13 protein-coding genes are annotated in these 14,376 nt (G+C 45.7%); all 13 read left to right on the top strand.

What is annotated here, in order from left to right; genetic code table 11:
* The first annotated feature begins 76 nt into the window (after nucleotides 1–76).
* The 13 genes from prsK to GURA_RS11750 all read left to right on the top strand — a co-directional run bounded on the left by prsK (nucleotide 77) and on the right by GURA_RS11750 (nucleotide 14,355).
* Entirely contained in the window at nucleotides 77–2,122 is a 2,046-nt protein-coding gene (gene prsK, locus GURA_RS11815) for an XrtA/PEP-CTERM system histidine kinase PrsK (protein ID WP_011939198.1), read from the top strand.
* A gap of 21 nt (nucleotides 2,123–2,143) precedes the next feature.
* The gene (gene prsR, locus GURA_RS11810) at nucleotides 2,144–3,544 is read left to right on the top strand and encodes a PEP-CTERM-box response regulator transcription factor (protein ID WP_011939197.1); all 1,401 of its coding nucleotides are present in this window, start codon (nucleotides 2,144–2,146) and stop codon (nucleotides 3,542–3,544) included.
* 237 nt (nucleotides 3,545–3,781) lie between these two features.
* A complete protein-coding gene (locus GURA_RS11805; RefSeq protein ID WP_011939196.1) occupies nucleotides 3,782–4,483 on the top strand; it encodes a Crp/Fnr family transcriptional regulator in 702 nt (233 codons plus the stop codon).
* A gap of 342 nt (nucleotides 4,484–4,825) precedes the next feature.
* A complete protein-coding gene (locus tag GURA_RS11795) occupies nucleotides 4,826–5,203 on the top strand; it encodes a holo-[acyl-carrier-protein] synthase (RefSeq protein WP_041245419.1) in 378 nt (125 codons plus the stop codon).
* Entirely contained in the window at nucleotides 5,204–6,769 is a 1,566-nt protein-coding gene (locus tag GURA_RS11790) for a bifunctional ADP-dependent NAD(P)H-hydrate dehydratase/NAD(P)H-hydrate epimerase (protein WP_011939194.1), read from the top strand.
* Nucleotides 6,770–6,819: 50 nt separating this feature from the next.
* Nucleotides 6,820–7,272 carry a CBS domain-containing protein gene (locus GURA_RS11785; RefSeq protein WP_011939193.1) on the top strand — a complete coding sequence of 151 codons (453 nt, stop codon included), beginning with the start codon at nucleotides 6,820–6,822 and terminating at the stop codon, nucleotides 7,270–7,272.
* Nucleotides 7,269–7,757 (top strand): tRNA (adenosine(37)-N6)-threonylcarbamoyltransferase complex ATPase subunit type 1 TsaE, encoded by a 489-nt coding sequence (gene tsaE, locus GURA_RS11780; RefSeq protein WP_011939192.1) that lies wholly within the window; start codon nucleotides 7,269–7,271, stop codon nucleotides 7,755–7,757. Before GURA_RS11785 ends, tsaE begins: the two co-directional genes overlap by 4 nt.
* 92 nt (nucleotides 7,758–7,849) lie before the next feature.
* Entirely contained in the window at nucleotides 7,850–9,073 is a 1,224-nt protein-coding gene (locus GURA_RS11775; protein ID WP_011939191.1) for an aspartate kinase, read from the top strand.
* A gap of 146 nt (nucleotides 9,074–9,219) precedes the next feature.
* Nucleotides 9,220–10,806 carry a citramalate synthase gene (cimA, locus tag GURA_RS11770; RefSeq protein ID WP_011939190.1) on the top strand — a complete coding sequence of 529 codons (1,587 nt, stop codon included), beginning with the start codon at nucleotides 9,220–9,222 and terminating at the stop codon, nucleotides 10,804–10,806.
* On the top strand, nucleotides 10,803–11,372 hold the full coding sequence (locus tag GURA_RS11765; RefSeq protein ID WP_011939189.1) for a helix-hairpin-helix domain-containing protein: 570 nt from the start codon (nucleotides 10,803–10,805) through the stop codon (nucleotides 11,370–11,372). The genes cimA and GURA_RS11765 overlap by 4 nt, the downstream gene beginning before the upstream one ends.
* Nucleotides 11,373–11,836: 464 nt before the next feature.
* On the top strand, nucleotides 11,837–12,904 hold the full coding sequence (locus GURA_RS11760; RefSeq protein ID WP_011939187.1) for a DHH family phosphoesterase: 1,068 nt from the start codon (nucleotides 11,837–11,839) through the stop codon (nucleotides 12,902–12,904).
* A 24-nt stretch (nucleotides 12,905–12,928) separates the two neighbouring features.
* Nucleotides 12,929–14,071: an aminotransferase class V-fold PLP-dependent enzyme gene (locus GURA_RS11755; protein WP_011939186.1), complete on the top strand. Its 1,143-nt coding sequence runs from the start codon at nucleotides 12,929–12,931 to the stop codon at nucleotides 14,069–14,071.
* 14 nt (nucleotides 14,072–14,085) lie between these two features.
* On the top strand, nucleotides 14,086–14,355 hold the full coding sequence (locus GURA_RS11750; RefSeq protein ID WP_157046187.1) for a hypothetical protein: 270 nt from the start codon (nucleotides 14,086–14,088) through the stop codon (nucleotides 14,353–14,355).
* The last annotated feature ends 21 nt before the right edge of the window (nucleotides 14,356–14,376 follow it).

The raw sequence follows: 14,376 nt of genomic DNA, 5'->3' as shown, positions 1-14,376 counted from the left end.
AACCAAGGATTAGACGTGTCACTAAGGTGGTTTGTGCATAATGTAGTTTAAACAACCTTTAATATGATGATACCATATGTTTCAAACTATACTTTCCATAGGTGCAATATCGGTTTGCTGTATTTACTCTTTTTATCTTCTCAATAAAAGAGAAAGAGATGTTTACTCGTACGCTAACCTTGCTGCGCTCACATCTGTATGTGCTCTGGAAATATTCGATCTGTTATCGATTAACGACACGAAAAGGGTCATGTTGTGGAAGCAATTATCGCTATTTGCCGAATGTACCCTACCTATCACCTGGCTCCTGTTTAGTCTCACCTGTTCTAGACTGTATAAAGTGCAATCAATCCCGAATTCTCAACGATTAACCATTGCTATCGCCTGTCTATTCCCACTGGCAGTCATCACAATACCAGTCAATTTATTTTTTTATTCCCCCGACTTTATTTCCGAGCGCATGTTGTTCCTCGGAAACTACGGTTTCATTTTCTTCTTTGCCTTGCTGATTTATATGGTGATCGCCCTGATCAATCTTGAAGCTACATTTATAAACGCATCTGTTTCTTCAAGATGGAAAATCAAGTACGAAATAGTAGGCGCCGGTTTTTTGCTGAGTTTCCTGATTTTTTATTACAGCCAGGGACTTCTCTATCGAACAATCAATATGAATCTGGTTCCGGGTAGATCGGTAGTTATTATCATTGCTGTTTTTATGATGGCATACTCCAGGTTCATCAGGGGCAACGGAGTAAAAGTTACCGTATCCCGGCAGTTAGCCTACAAATCGGTTGTTCTCGTCGTTGTCAGCCTTTACCTGCTTGGACTTGGTTTGATGGGCGAGGGGATGAAATATTTCGGAGACTCGTTTCAACGCACCATGGCAATTGTTATCGCATTTTTATCAGGTGCGGGGCTGATATGCGTTCTACTTTCGGAAACGGTGAAACGCAAAATTAAAGTCCATCTGCATAAGAACTTTTACAAGAACAAGTATGATTACAGAATTCAATGGCTTCAGTTTACCGATCGCCTATCTTCGTCACATAGCGGCGATGAGTTGTTACAGTCTATCCTGTGCGGTTATGCTGATACCTTCGGCATGGGTGGCTGCGCCCTGTTTCTTTATGATGGTGAACGGAGATTGTTTAGAACAGCTGCAAGTCTTGAGATGGAGACGCGAGCAGTAGAATTTGGCCGTGATGACACTATCATCGAGCATATGACGGAAAAGAGCTGGGTCGTCAATATGGGCGAGGGGATTTTTGAACCGTCCGACCACTGTAAGGACTTTTTCAGGCTGAACGACATATCATTTGTTATCCCGCTGTTTTTAAACGGCGTGATGGACGGTTTCATAGTTCTCGGAAAACCAGTAAATCGGGATGAGGTTTATAACTACGAAGACTATGATCTTATGAAAACTCTGGCGCGCCAAACTTCATCTGCCCTGTTGAACTTGCGGCTTTCAGAGCAATTGGCTCAGGCGCGGGAAATGGAAGCACTCGGCAAAGTTTCAACATTCGTGATCCATGACCTGAAAAACCTGGTCTATACGGTTTCATTGATCCTGGACAATGCAAGTCATTATATGTCCGAAACGGAATTTCAGCAGGATATGATCGAATCGCTCGGCAACACGGTAGCAAAAATGAAGGCTCTTATTTCACGGCTTAAAATTATCCCGGAAAAGCATTCGTTAAATCGGGAACCGGCAGATTTGTTACAATTGGTAAAGGAGACCGCTGAAATTGTTGACGGTGGGAAAATATGTATCAGAGGTAACAGCGTGATCGCAATGGTTGATCGCGAAGAGTTGCAAAAGGTTGCATTGAATTTGCTCTTGAATGCCGTGGAGGCAACCGACGGCAGGGGGCAGATCTCTGTTGAAGTAGGGGCCGGCAACCTGGCTTTCATAAAGGTTCTTGATGACGGCTGCGGTATCGCTCCCGATTTTTTGCATGAATATCTTTTTACTCCATTCAAGACTACAAAGAAGAAAGGGTTGGGTATTGGACTCTATCAGAGCAAACAGATTGTGGAAGCGCATAACGGCAGAATCGAAGTAAGTAGTGATCTCGGCATAGGAACAACTTTTACAGTCTGGTTGCCTAAGGATTAAGTGAGAAAACAGGAGAGTATGATGGAAAAGCTCTTGATCGTTGATGATGATAGCGATATTCGCAAGCAGCTTAAATGGGGGCTTGGAAAAGAATATGACGTTCTGTTTGCTTGCGATGGTGGTGAGGCACTATCATTGTTCAAGAAGCACAATCCTAAAGTTATCACACTGGATCTTGGCTTGCCCCCCGATGAAGATGGTATGGAGGAAGGTTTTAGGTGTCTGAAAGAGATACTCAGGCATGTTCCTGCTGCCAAAGTCATTGTGATCACAGGTAATGACGGACGAAGCAATGCCCTGAGGGCTGTGCAACTCGGTGCGTATGATTACTATCAAAAGCCGATCGATATGAATGAATTGAAGGTCATTATCAACAGGGCATTTTATTTACTGGACATTGAAGAGGAAAACAATCGGCTGCAAACCGCACTGGAGCATAACGGTACAGGATTTGGCGGCATAATCGGACATTGTCCCCAGATGTTGCAGGTGTTTTCTACCATAAGAAAGGTTGCATCATCTGATATTGCCGTGTTTGTTACCGGTGAGAGCGGGACGGGCAAAGAACTGGTTGCCAGGGCTCTGCACACCATGAGTCTTAGAAATGAAGGCCCTTTTATTCCCATAAACTGCGGTGCGATACCGGAAAATTTGCTTGAATCTGAATTATTCGGTGCTGAAAAAGGCGCCTTTACCGGAGCTCATGCACGTGTACAAGGAAAAGCGGAGTATGCGCACAAGGGAACCCTGTTTCTCGATGAAATAGGTGAATTGCCCGGCAACCTCCAGGTTAAGCTGCTTCGTTTTCTTCAGGAAAAAGTGTTGCAGCGAGTCGGTGGGCGGGAGGACATCGCTGTGGATGCCAGGATAATCTCTGCAACCAATATTGATATTTCAAAGGCGATTCAGGAGGGAATTTTCAGGGAAGACCTGTATTACAGGATAGCGGTAATCAATATCAACCTTCCTCCATTGCGTGAGCGTGGCGATGACATCGTGCTCCTGGCGAATCTCTTTTTGAAAAGATCGACTGAAGAATTCAACAAAAAAGTGAAGGGTTTCAGCACGGGTACCATCAATCTGCTCGAATCACACCGGTGGCCGGGTAATGTCAGGGAGCTGGAAAACAGGGTGCAACGAGCTGTTATCATGTCTGATTCGTTATTGCTGGAACCCGATGATCTTGGTTTCACAGACATGCCGCTACAGCAGCAGATTCCTGTAGCAGATGTTGTGACATTGAAGGATGCAAGGGACAGAGTTGAGAGAGAAATGATTATTTATGCCCTGGAGCGCCAGGAAGGAAATATTGCAAAGGCAGCTGAAGCGCTGGGTGTGAGTAGACCTACTTTTTATGATCTCATGAAAAAATATAATCTTAACAAGCTTTCAGCCTTGCAAGCAAAGCAAGCCCAGTTGTGAATTTTCAGGAGAATTTTACAAGTACACGCACTGTAGCAAAATTATTGTCGACTTTCTTTACATATATAATACTCAAAATCCATAATATTTTGCGAAGCTGCATAATATCGGTATGTTGTGGGATTGGCAATTTAATTGCTACAGTTGAATGGAGACAGAATATGCGCTTTTAGCGTTGCCTTAACGAGAATCTTTATAGGCTGCGTAAGCAGGTATCAGTAATATTCCGAGGCATTTATGAGTGTATCCGGCATAGCTAAATCTGATCAGTTGAAATCATATAATTTCATAAAAACTATTCCGATCTTCGAATGTCTATCAGAGGAACAATTAACTGATTTAAGAAATATTATAGAAGAAAAAAAATTCAACAAAAACAATGTAATTCTGTGGGAGGAGGACACTCAAAGGTATATGTACATTGTTTCTTCCGGTAAAGTAAAAGTCGTGCAGACGAGCGAAGATGGGAAGGAGCATATACTTGCCATCCATAAAAAGGGTGATTTTTTTGGTGAAATGGCTCTGCTCGATGGAAAAACTGCACCTGCAACCGTTATTGCCATGGAGGATTCTCGTGTGCAGTTGATCGCCCGGGAAAACTTTGAAAAATATTTGTTGAAAGACGAGAAAGTGATGCACCAGCTTGTAGCCATGCTGTGTACCCGATTGAGAGAATCATGGTTGATGCTCAAGGTAATGAGTTTTGCAAGTGCAGAGCAGAGGGTCAGGGCAGTTTTGGAGCAGCTTGGTAAAATTAACGGCGTAATGGATGAGCGGGGTATCATAATAGCGCTGAAACTGCTGCATAAAGATATCGCAGGATACGCAAATGTCTCCCGCGAAACGGTAACGAGACTTTTGAATCGCTTCGTGAAGGAGCGGGAGATTGAAATTCTCGATAATAAGCATATCCTGCTTAAATCTTCGTTTGTGAAGTAAATGGTCTGTTCCTGCTTTACTAAAGTTTACTTTTGTGGTTATTCCCATCAATAAATCCTTCAAAAATATCAATTGAAACACAAAAACATATTAATGAAATTAATTGTAAAGAATGCCGACATTGATGTTGAAATGGGCGGTAATCTGGAAAACTATCTGCTACAATCTGTTCAATGACGTGGAATCAGGGCGGATTGAAAGATTGGCGCCGGATACGGATGATTGTAATTTATTCGTCCCGGGTGGGGAAATTGATTTTGAACAGATTGTTAATTCATGGTATAAGATCAGGTTGTTGAAAAGCTTGTTTAATGGGGATGTCATGGGAGAGTGGAATTTAAGATGATCTTCGGCACTGGCGTCGATATAGTTGATATCTCACGCTTCGAGCGTTTTGTTCATGATGGGAATGTGGCGCTCTTGCAGCGGATTTTCACGCCTCTTGAGCTGGATTATTGTGCTGCAAAGAAGCACAGCGCCCAACATTATGCGCTTCGCTTTGCCGCAAAGGAGGCTTTTCTGAAGGCTCTTGGTACAGGCCTTCGCGATGGCTTGTCATGGAAGGATATGGAAGTGGTGAACAATCAGTTCGGCAAACCGGAAATGAGGCTCACCGGCAGGGCGCTACAATTGTTTGCCCAGGCAGAACTCAGCAAAAGTTTTCTCTCTCTTTCCCATGATGGGAATTTTGCCGTGGCGATGCTGGTTCTGGAGAAATAAATGAAGGTTGTCACCGGCGCGACAATGCAGTTGATGGATAAACGGACTATCGAGGCTTTCGGTATATCTGGTCTTACCTTGATGGAGAATGCCGGCCGACGTTGCACCGAGGCGATTATGGCGGAGTTTGGATCCGTTTCATTCAGGAAGGCCGTCATTCTCGCAGGGAAGGGTAATAACGGCGGAGACGGTTATGTCATTGCCCGTTTGTTGATGGAGCAGGGGTGGGACGTTCGCGTGTTTATCGTGGCCGGCAGTGACGAGATTGCCGGAGATGCTGCCATAAACCTGCAACGCCTCGACACGGAAATAGTGACTTTTTGCCCGGTTACTGAAACTCTTTGTCAATGCGTCACATCTTTAGCCAATGCAACGCTTGTTGTGGACGCCCTCTTGGGGACAGGACTAAAGAGCGAGGTCCGCGGCGTCTATGCAGAAGTCATTGATATCATTAATGTTTGTGGTAAACCTGTGTTTGCCGTTGATATTCCGTCCGGGATTGATGCCGGCAGCGGCAAAGTTTTGGGTAAAGCTGTTCGAGCCCATATGACCGTCACCTTTGCTGCTGCCAAGCTGGGGAACGTTCTCTACCCGGGTGCGGAGCTGGGCGGGAGATTGCTGGTGGCTGACATCGGTATGCCTGCTGAGGTCGTTACCGAAGCGGCCGGTTTTGAGTTTGTTGATTATGATGCGGCACAAATGTTATTGCAGCCGCGAAGAAAGCAGGCGCACAAGGGCGATTGCGGACACACCTTGATCATTGCCGGTTCCACCGGGAAAACCGGAGCTGCTGCCATGTCTGCCAATAGCGCAGTGCGCGCGGGCGCAGGACTTGTTACCGTAGCAATACCGGCCAGTCTTAATGCGATCATGGAGGTAAAAACCACAGAGGCCATGTCCCTGCCTCTTCCCGATGCCGATGCCGGCTTTCTTGGTGAAGCTGCCTATGACCCGATTATGGCTGTTGCAGCCGGCAAGGCTTCCGTAGCCATCGGACCGGGAATTTCCCGGAACCCTTCGACTTCCGTGCTGGTGCAGAGAGTTGTCAACGATCTTGATCAGCCATTGATTATTGATGCGGATGGCTTGCATGCTCTTTCTGAGAATCGTGAGGTTTTGTTGCACAGGAAATCGTCTGTCGTTATTCTCACACCCCATCCGGGGGAGATGGCAAACCTTGCAGGAATTACTACCGCTGAGGTAGAAAAAGACCGGATCGGCATTGCCGGCGATCTCAGCGCCAAGTATAATGTCATCTTGCTGTTAAAGGGGGCAAGGACGATTATTGCCACTCCGGACGGAGAAATAGCCATCAATGGCAGTGGTAATCCAGGCATGGCTTCTGGCGGAATGGGAGATGTTTTGACCGGCATTCTGGCCGCACTTATAGCCCAGGGATATGCTCCGTTTGCTGCCTGTAAACTCGGGGCGTTTTTGCATGGTTTTTCTGCCGATCTGGTGGCTGCTGAAAAGGGGGAGATCGGAATATCGGCAGTAGATGTACAGGAATGGCTCCCTTATGCCTTTAAAAAGCTTTCAAGGGAAGCGTTGCCAATGCACTTTTAGGGTACTCGCAGCACTTTAAAAATTGATACTATTATTGACAGGAGATTATGATGCTGACTGCCGCTGATGTGATGACGAAAGATGTTATAACGGTAAAGACCGGAACAACTGTCCGTGAGCTTGCCGAGCTTTTTACCGCTAACCGCATGAGCAGTTTCCCGGTGGTTGATGATAACGGTGAGCTGATCGGGATCGTCACAGAGACCGATTTGATCGAGCAGGACAAAAGTCTGCATATTCCCACGGTTATTTCTCTCTTTGATTGGGTTATTTATCTTGAAAGTGAGAAAAAATTTGAAAAAGAGTTGAAAAAAATGACGGGGCAGACTGTCGGAGATATTTACACTGAAGATGTTGAAAGTGTAAAATCGACATCTTTATTAAGTGAGGTAGCCGACATTATGAGCAGTAAGAAAATTCATGCTGTCCCGGTTGTTGACGACAAGAAGTTGGTAGGGGTGATCAGCCGCATTGATCTTATCCGTACGATGATTAACCCGTGACCGTGAAAACGCTCATCACCAATAGCGTTAAAGAGACGATTGCTGTGGGAGAGCGGTTGGGATCGTTTTTGTCGGCAGGTGATTTCATTGCCTTGGTCGGTGATCTCGGTTCCGGTAAAACCCAATTTGCAAAAGGTGTTGCCGCCGGTCTGGCGATTGATCCGACTATTCCCATAACCAGCCCGACTTATACCCTTGTGAATATCTACAAGGGGCGACTTCCTCTTTATCACTTTGATTTGTACCGATTGCATGGTGACCAGGATATTATAGATCTTGGTTTTGAAGAGTATTTTTATGGCAACGGCGTCTGTTTGGTTGAATGGGCTGAACGTCTGAAGGATGCGCTGCCGGAGGAACATCTTGAGGTTGTTTTGACCCATGCGGGAAATGAACAACGGTGCCTGACCTTTACTCCGTCGGGTGAAAGAGCCGTAGAAATAATTGAGCAACTTTTTGCCGAGGATAATAAAAAAATGTTTTGACCAGGAGATGTATTCTTGGTAATAAGGATATTCCAAAGAAGCTGACGGTGATCAGCCTGATAATCATTAATATATATTCGAGGAGGACTTGCATGGCACTGGTGGTCCAAAAGTATGGCGGCACCTCAATGGGAAGTGTTGAACGAATCCGGAATGTTGCCAAGAGAGTCGCAAAAACCTATGACGCTGGTAACGATATGGTTGTCGTTGTCTCGGCAATGTCCGGTGAAACCAACAAGCTGGTGGCTCTGGCCAACGATATATGTGAATTTCCGGACAATCGCGAGTACGATGTCCTTGTAGCATCCGGCGAGCAGGTTTCTATTGCGCTTTTGGCGATATGCCTGAAATCCATGGGATACAAGGCTAAGTCATATCACGGCTGGCAGATTCCCATCATAACGGACAATGCCTATAGCAAGGCAAGGATTGAGAGTATTGACGACACAAAGATCAGAGCTGATATCAAGGACGGCACAATTCTGGTTGTTGCCGGTTTCCAGGGTGTGGATAAGGATGGCAATATTACCACATTAGGCCGTGGCGGTTCGGACACCTCTGCTGTTGCGATGGCCGCTGCGCTTAAAGCCGATGTCTGTGAGATATTTACGGATGTGGACGGCGTTTACACCACGGATCCCAATATCTGCGAGGATGCCAAGAAGATCGAGAAGATCTCTTACGACGAGATGCTGGAGTTGGCAAGTTTGGGTGCAAAGGTACTCCAGATCCGCTCCGTGGAGTTTGCTAAGAAATATGATGTGGACGTACATGTGCGTTCCAGTTTTAATGACAATCCCGGAACCATGGTTACCAAGGAGGATAAGGATATGGAAGCAGTTCTCGTTTCAGGAATAGCATACGATAAAAACGAAACTAAGATTGCAGTTATGCAAGTACCGGATAAGCCCGGGATAGCCGCTAAAATTCTTTCGCCTTTGTCCGATGCCAACATCTCTGTTGATATGATTGTGCAGAACGTAAGCGAAGCGGGTTTCACGGATTTTACCTTTACTGTGACAAAGGCGGATTTTAAGAAGGCGCTTGCAATTACCAAAGAGGTAGCCAGGGACATCGATGCGAAAGAGGTCCTGACCGATGAGAATATCAGTAAGGTTTCTGTCGTCGGGGTAGGCATGCGTAGTCATGCCGGTGTGGCGACCAAGATGTTCCAGGCCCTGGCCAAGGAAGGGATTAATATTCAGATGATTTCCACCTCAGAGATAAAAGTTTCGGTCGTGGTTGACGCCAAGTATACCGAACTTGCGGTTCGGGTGCTACATGATGCGTTCGGTTTGTCTGGTAAGGCTGCATAGGCTGAATAGTATAAGTTAAGGCTACGTCCTTACTTCACATTATTTGCCATAGAGGCACAGAGACGCAGAGTTTGATGAATAATTTTGTTTTTCTGTGCCTTTTTGTCTATATGTCTAAACTACATACATTTATTAAAGGTGATAACATGAGTCTGGTAAAACTTTATGACACTACTCTTCGCGATGGTACCCAGGCGGAGGATATTTCACTTCTGGTTGAAGACAAGATCCGCATTGCCCGCAAGCTTGATGAGATAGGTATCCATTATATTGAAGGTGGGTGGCCCGGGAGCAATCCTAAGGACGTGGCATTTTTCAAGGATATCAAGAAGGAAAAACTGTCACATGCCAAGATTGCTGCTTTTGGCTCAACCCGGCGTGCCAAGATTACACCGGACAAGGACCAGAATATTCGCACCCTGATCCAGGCAGAACCTGATGTTGTTACCATTTTCGGTAAAACCTGGGATTTCCACGTGCGGGAAGCCTTGCGTATTTCTCTGGATGAAAACCTGGAACTGATTTTTGACTCTCTGGAATATCTGAAAGCCCACGCTCCCGAAGTGTTTTATGATGCAGAGCACTTTTTTGATGGCTACAAGGCCAATGCCGAATATGCCATCAAGACCCTGAAGGCTGCGGAAGATGCAAAGGTCGACTGCATAGTGCTGTGCGACACTAACGGCGGTACCATGCCATTCGAGTTGGCGGAGATTATCAAGGATGTTAGAAAGCACATCAAGACGCCGCTTGGTATTCATACCCATAATGATTCCGAGTGTGCCGTTGCCAATTCTCTCCTTGCGGTGGACCAAGGGATTGTTCAGGTGCAAGGGACAATTAACGGTTTCGGCGAACGTTGCGGGAATGCCAATCTTTGTTCCGTCATCCCCGCACTGAAACTGAAGATGAAGCAGGAGTGCATCTCCGGCGATCAATTGAAAAAATTGCGTGAGTTATCCCGCTATGTGTATGAACTGGCCAATTTTTCTCCGAACAAGCATCAGCCCTACGTCGGCAATTCCGCTTTTGCGCACAAGGGAGGTGTGCATGTGAGTGCCATCCAGCGCCATCCTGAGACCTATGAGCATATAAGGCCGGAACTGGTGGGAAATACGACCAGAGTATTGATTTCCGATCTGTCCGGGCGGGCAAACATCCTGGCAAAAGCTGAGGAATTCCAGATAAATCTGGACAGTAAGGATCCGGTAACCCTTGACATACTTGATAACATTAAGGAAATGGAAAATAGGGGCTACCAGTTTGAGGGTGCGGAAGCATCTTTTGAGCTTTTAATGAAACGGGCACTGGGAACCCATAAGAAATTTTTTTCGGTAATCGGTTTCCGTGTCATTGATGAAAAACGTCACGAAGAGCAGAAAACGATTTCAGAGGCCACTATTATGGTCAAGGTCGGCGGCAAGGTTGAGCATACTGCCGCGGAAGGCAATGGACCGGTTAATGCCTTGGATAACGCCATAAGAAAGGCTTTGGAGAAGTTTTATCCAAGGATTAAAGAGGTAAAGCTTCTTGATTATAAAGTACGAGTCCTCCCTGCTGGGCAGGGTACCGCATCGGCGACTCGTGTTCTCATAGAATCAGGTGATAAGGAGAGCCGCTGGGGCACCGTCGGTGTATCCGATAATATTATCGACGCGTCCTATCAGGCTTTAATCGATTGCATTGAATATAAGCTTCATAAAGACGAAGAAGCAGAGATTCGCAGAAAGTGATCCTTGGCAGCCAACGCTTCATTTTATGGCTTGTAGCAGTACTTCTCATAATTCCGCTGTTGATAAAAGGCCACTGTAGTTCCCGTAATAAAGGAACTGCGGTGGCCTTTTCGCATCCTTCCCCTGCGCAAATTATTGTGCGGATTAAAGGTTCTGTGCCGTCTCCTGGTATTTATCGATTCCCTGACGGGACGACAATTACGAGCGTCATAAATATGACGATTGCCGCCTCGGCCGATAAGGTCATGGTTAAGGGGACTCCCGGCACTTTGCTAAAGTCCGGCGATATCATTTGTCTAAGGCCTGACGGGGAGAAAAAACTTGAATTAACAATAGGTTGTATGAACGCTAAGGAATTGATGGTGCTTGGTATACCACTTCAACCGGATTTACTTACTGCGGACGACTGGGATGCTTTACCGGGAATAGGACCTGAGTTGGCAAAAAGGATCGTTTTTGACCGTCAAATTAATGGCGATTTCTATTCCGTGGATGCATTGAAAAGGGTGCCTGGTATTGCAGAAGGTAAAATTAGTCAAATTCGCGAATATTTTGCAAGTAGGTAACTGATTGAAATAAAAGCACATATTAGATAAAGTGATTGAAAGCGGAGGTTGTAATATAAAAATTTTCTAACATGGCATATATAATGAATACTATTTGGATACTTTCGTTTACTAATTTAATCCCGTGGAGGTTGATTATTATGAAATGTCCAAAATGTAAAGGCCGTATGTTTGCTGAGAAATATTATGACTTTGTAAGATCTTTCGATGCCTGGAAATGTACCTGTTGTGGCGAAGTGCTGGATCCGACCATATTAGCGAACAGAGCAAGAAATCATAATAGTTATTTAGGTTAATCACGTTAATAAGGTACACTGTAAACAAAAAAGGGGGACAATCCTGTCCCCCTTTTTTGTTTGTATACCCGCCACTTATCTATTCGATACAATTCCCACCTTGAGTTGATATTTTACCTTTAGCAAAAATTTATGATAAAGTTTCCTTGAGTTATGAAAGGAGATTTTATGTCAGGCGAAGCCCCGATACCTAATCTTAAAAAATATATTGATGACATGTTGACGTGGGTTAGAGGGAAGGGGAAAATCCTTATAATCGTACACGACAATCCTGACCCCGATTGTTTTGCTTCTGCCATGGCGTTAAGTCATATGTTCGTGATGAAGTTGAACAGGGAGGCAGTAATAGCCTTTTCCGGCATGATAGTACGAAGTGAAAATCTTACCATGGCAAAACAGCTACAGATTCCCCTCACGCCGCTTACAATTTTGGATATTAAAGAGTTTCAGGTGATTTGCATGGTGGATACTCAGCCGGGGGTTGGAAACAATTCCTTGCCTCCGGGCACAAGGGTGGATATTCTTATTGACCATCATCCCATGCACAAATTGAGCAAAGGTTGTCGTTGGGTGGATATTCGTCCTGAATATGGCGTGACAGCCACAATTCTTTACGAATATCTTGTTGCCCAGAATATCTCTATTGGAACCAAACTTGCGACAGCTCTCTTTTATGCCATAAAATCAGAGACACAGGACCTCGGCAGGGAAGCAAACCGTCCTGACAGGGATGCCTATCTTCGACTTTTCCCTCTCAGCAACAAGAAACTCCTTTACGAAATTGATCATCCAAAGTTACCAATCGAGTATTTTCTGGCCCTTAACAGTGCGCTTAAGCATGCAAAAATCTTTGATAAGGTCCTGATTGCAAATTTGCGGGAAATATTATTCCCGGAAATTGTGGCTGAATTGGCTGACATTCTTCTTAGGCTGGAAGAAATCGAAACGGTTCTGTGTATGGGGCTCTATAATGACGAGATGGTTCTTTCCATGCGGACCATTCGTCACGATTGTAATGTAGGAGAAATTATCAAGTCTCTTGTGGACGGCAGGGGCACGGCCGGGGGACACGGTATGATGGCTGGTGGGAAGGTGGATCATGTATCTTCCTCTCTAAAAGATATGTTGGCTGTGGAAAATTTTCTTACCATCAGACTTTTGAACACGTTGGGTATGCCAAAGGTGAAACCGCGAAAGCTTATCCAGCGTTCGCTCATGAAAGCGGTTGCCAAATAATCGTTAAAATGATAGAAAATATGAATGGCAGTTTACCTTGACAACGCAGCAACTACCTTTCCCAAGCCCGATTCTGTTTATCTTGCCGTTGAACACGCACTCAGGGACATCGGTGTCGGCCCGGGAAGAGGTGGTTATAAAAGAGGAATCGCCGCGTCCCGACTGGTGTTTGAAGCAAGGGAATTGCTGGCGACTTTTTTTGCCATTAAGGACTCCACTCGCCTGGTTTTTACCCAAAATGCCACGGAAGCGCTTAACCTTGCCGTAAACGGTTTATTGCATCCCGGTGACCATGTTGTTTCTACCACCATGGAACACAATTCGCTTGTTCGTCCTCTTCATGCTGCAGAGGAGAGAGGGGTGGAAGTCACCTGGGTTACTGCCGATAGACACGGTTTTGTCAGTACAGACAAGATTGCTGCTGCGATGCGACCCACGACCAGGCTCGTAGCTCTTTCCCACTGTTCCAATGTTACCGGAACCATTCAACCTGTTGAAGAAATAGGCATTCTTACCAGGAAGTCCGGTGTGTTATTGCTCCTTGATGCTGCCCAGAGTGCGGGCCATATTCCAATCGATGTGAATAAATTAAACATTGACCTGCTTGCCGTGCCTGGACACAAGGGGCTTTTGGGTCCACAAGGCACTGGATTTCTTTATATGGCTGAAGGCGTGGATTTAATGCCACTCATTGTCGGAGGGACCGGAAGCTTTTCCTCGGAATTAGGTCAGCCGGATGTTTTGCCGGAACGGTATGAAAGCGGTACCATGAACACCCCGGGCATTGCCGGGCTCAAAGCCGGTATTGAATTTATTCTGGAAACCGGGCTTGAGCGCATCCGACAAAAGGAAACGGTGCTGGTTTCTCAATTGTTGCATGGTTTGAAGGACCTTCCCGGTGTTACCCTTTACGGTCCAGAAAAGCATGCTCAGTGTGGTGGTGTTGTCTCTTTTACCGTTGATGGTTTTGATCCTGCTACAATCGGTTTTCGATTGGACAACGATTATGACATCAGTGTCAGAGTCGGTTTGCACTGCGCACCTTTTGCCCATAAAACCATCGGAACTTACCCTGGCGGCACTATAAGGGTGAGTCCGGGTTATTTTAACAGCGAAGAAGACATAGCGGCTTTTCTTGAGGCCATGCGCACCATAGTCTCTCGATAAAGATGGGAGTGAACATGAAAAACCTGTTAATTTCATTTTTATGCTTCATCGGTCTTGTTGCATCAGGGTGTTCTCTCCCACCCGAGCGGCCGGTAAAAAAAGAGGAACTCTATAAGACCGGTATTTACAATTTCTATACCATTAAGGACTCACCTGAGCGTGTACTTGCGGCGTTGAACAGGGAGGGGGAGGTGGTGCTGGAAGCGCAATATAAGAATCAGCCCGTTTATATCAAAATCATGGCAACTTCCAGCGGACTGCATGTATCTTACTCAGAGAGATAAGCTTGAATACGGAAAGGTGAA

It is taken from the genome of Geotalea uraniireducens Rf4 (assembly GCF_000016745.1).
GTDB classification, from domain to species: Bacteria; Desulfobacterota; Desulfuromonadia; order Geobacterales; family Geobacteraceae; genus Geotalea; species Geotalea uraniireducens.
The sequence above is the reverse complement of the archived record's forward strand: the minus strand, read 5'-3'. Positions and strand labels throughout refer to the sequence as shown.

Excerpts from the sequence above, each read along its gene's own strand:
- prsK (WP_011939198.1), top strand. The coding sequence starts at position 77 with ATGTTTCAAACTATACTTTCCATAGGTGCAATATCGGTTTGCTGTATT.
- prsR (WP_011939197.1), top strand. The coding sequence starts at position 2,144 with ATGGAAAAGCTCTTGATCGTTGATGATGATAGCGATATTCGCAAGCAG.
- GURA_RS11805 (WP_011939196.1), top strand. The coding sequence starts at position 3,782 with ATGAGTGTATCCGGCATAGCTAAATCTGATCAGTTGAAATCATATAAT.
- GURA_RS11795 (WP_041245419.1), top strand. The coding sequence starts at position 4,826 with ATGATCTTCGGCACTGGCGTCGATATAGTTGATATCTCACGCTTCGAG.
- GURA_RS11790 (WP_011939194.1), top strand. The coding sequence starts at position 5,204 with ATGAAGGTTGTCACCGGCGCGACAATGCAGTTGATGGATAAACGGACT.
- GURA_RS11785 (WP_011939193.1), top strand. The coding sequence starts at position 6,820 with ATGCTGACTGCCGCTGATGTGATGACGAAAGATGTTATAACGGTAAAG.
- GURA_RS11775 (WP_011939191.1), top strand. The coding sequence starts at position 7,850 with ATGGCACTGGTGGTCCAAAAGTATGGCGGCACCTCAATGGGAAGTGTT.
- cimA (WP_011939190.1), top strand. The coding sequence starts at position 9,220 with ATGAGTCTGGTAAAACTTTATGACACTACTCTTCGCGATGGTACCCAG.
- GURA_RS11760 (WP_011939187.1), top strand. The coding sequence starts at position 11,837 with ATGTCAGGCGAAGCCCCGATACCTAATCTTAAAAAATATATTGATGAC.
- GURA_RS11755 (WP_011939186.1), top strand. The coding sequence starts at position 12,929 with ATGGCAGTTTACCTTGACAACGCAGCAACTACCTTTCCCAAGCCCGAT.
- GURA_RS11750 (WP_157046187.1), top strand. The coding sequence starts at position 14,086 with ATGAAAAACCTGTTAATTTCATTTTTATGCTTCATCGGTCTTGTTGCA.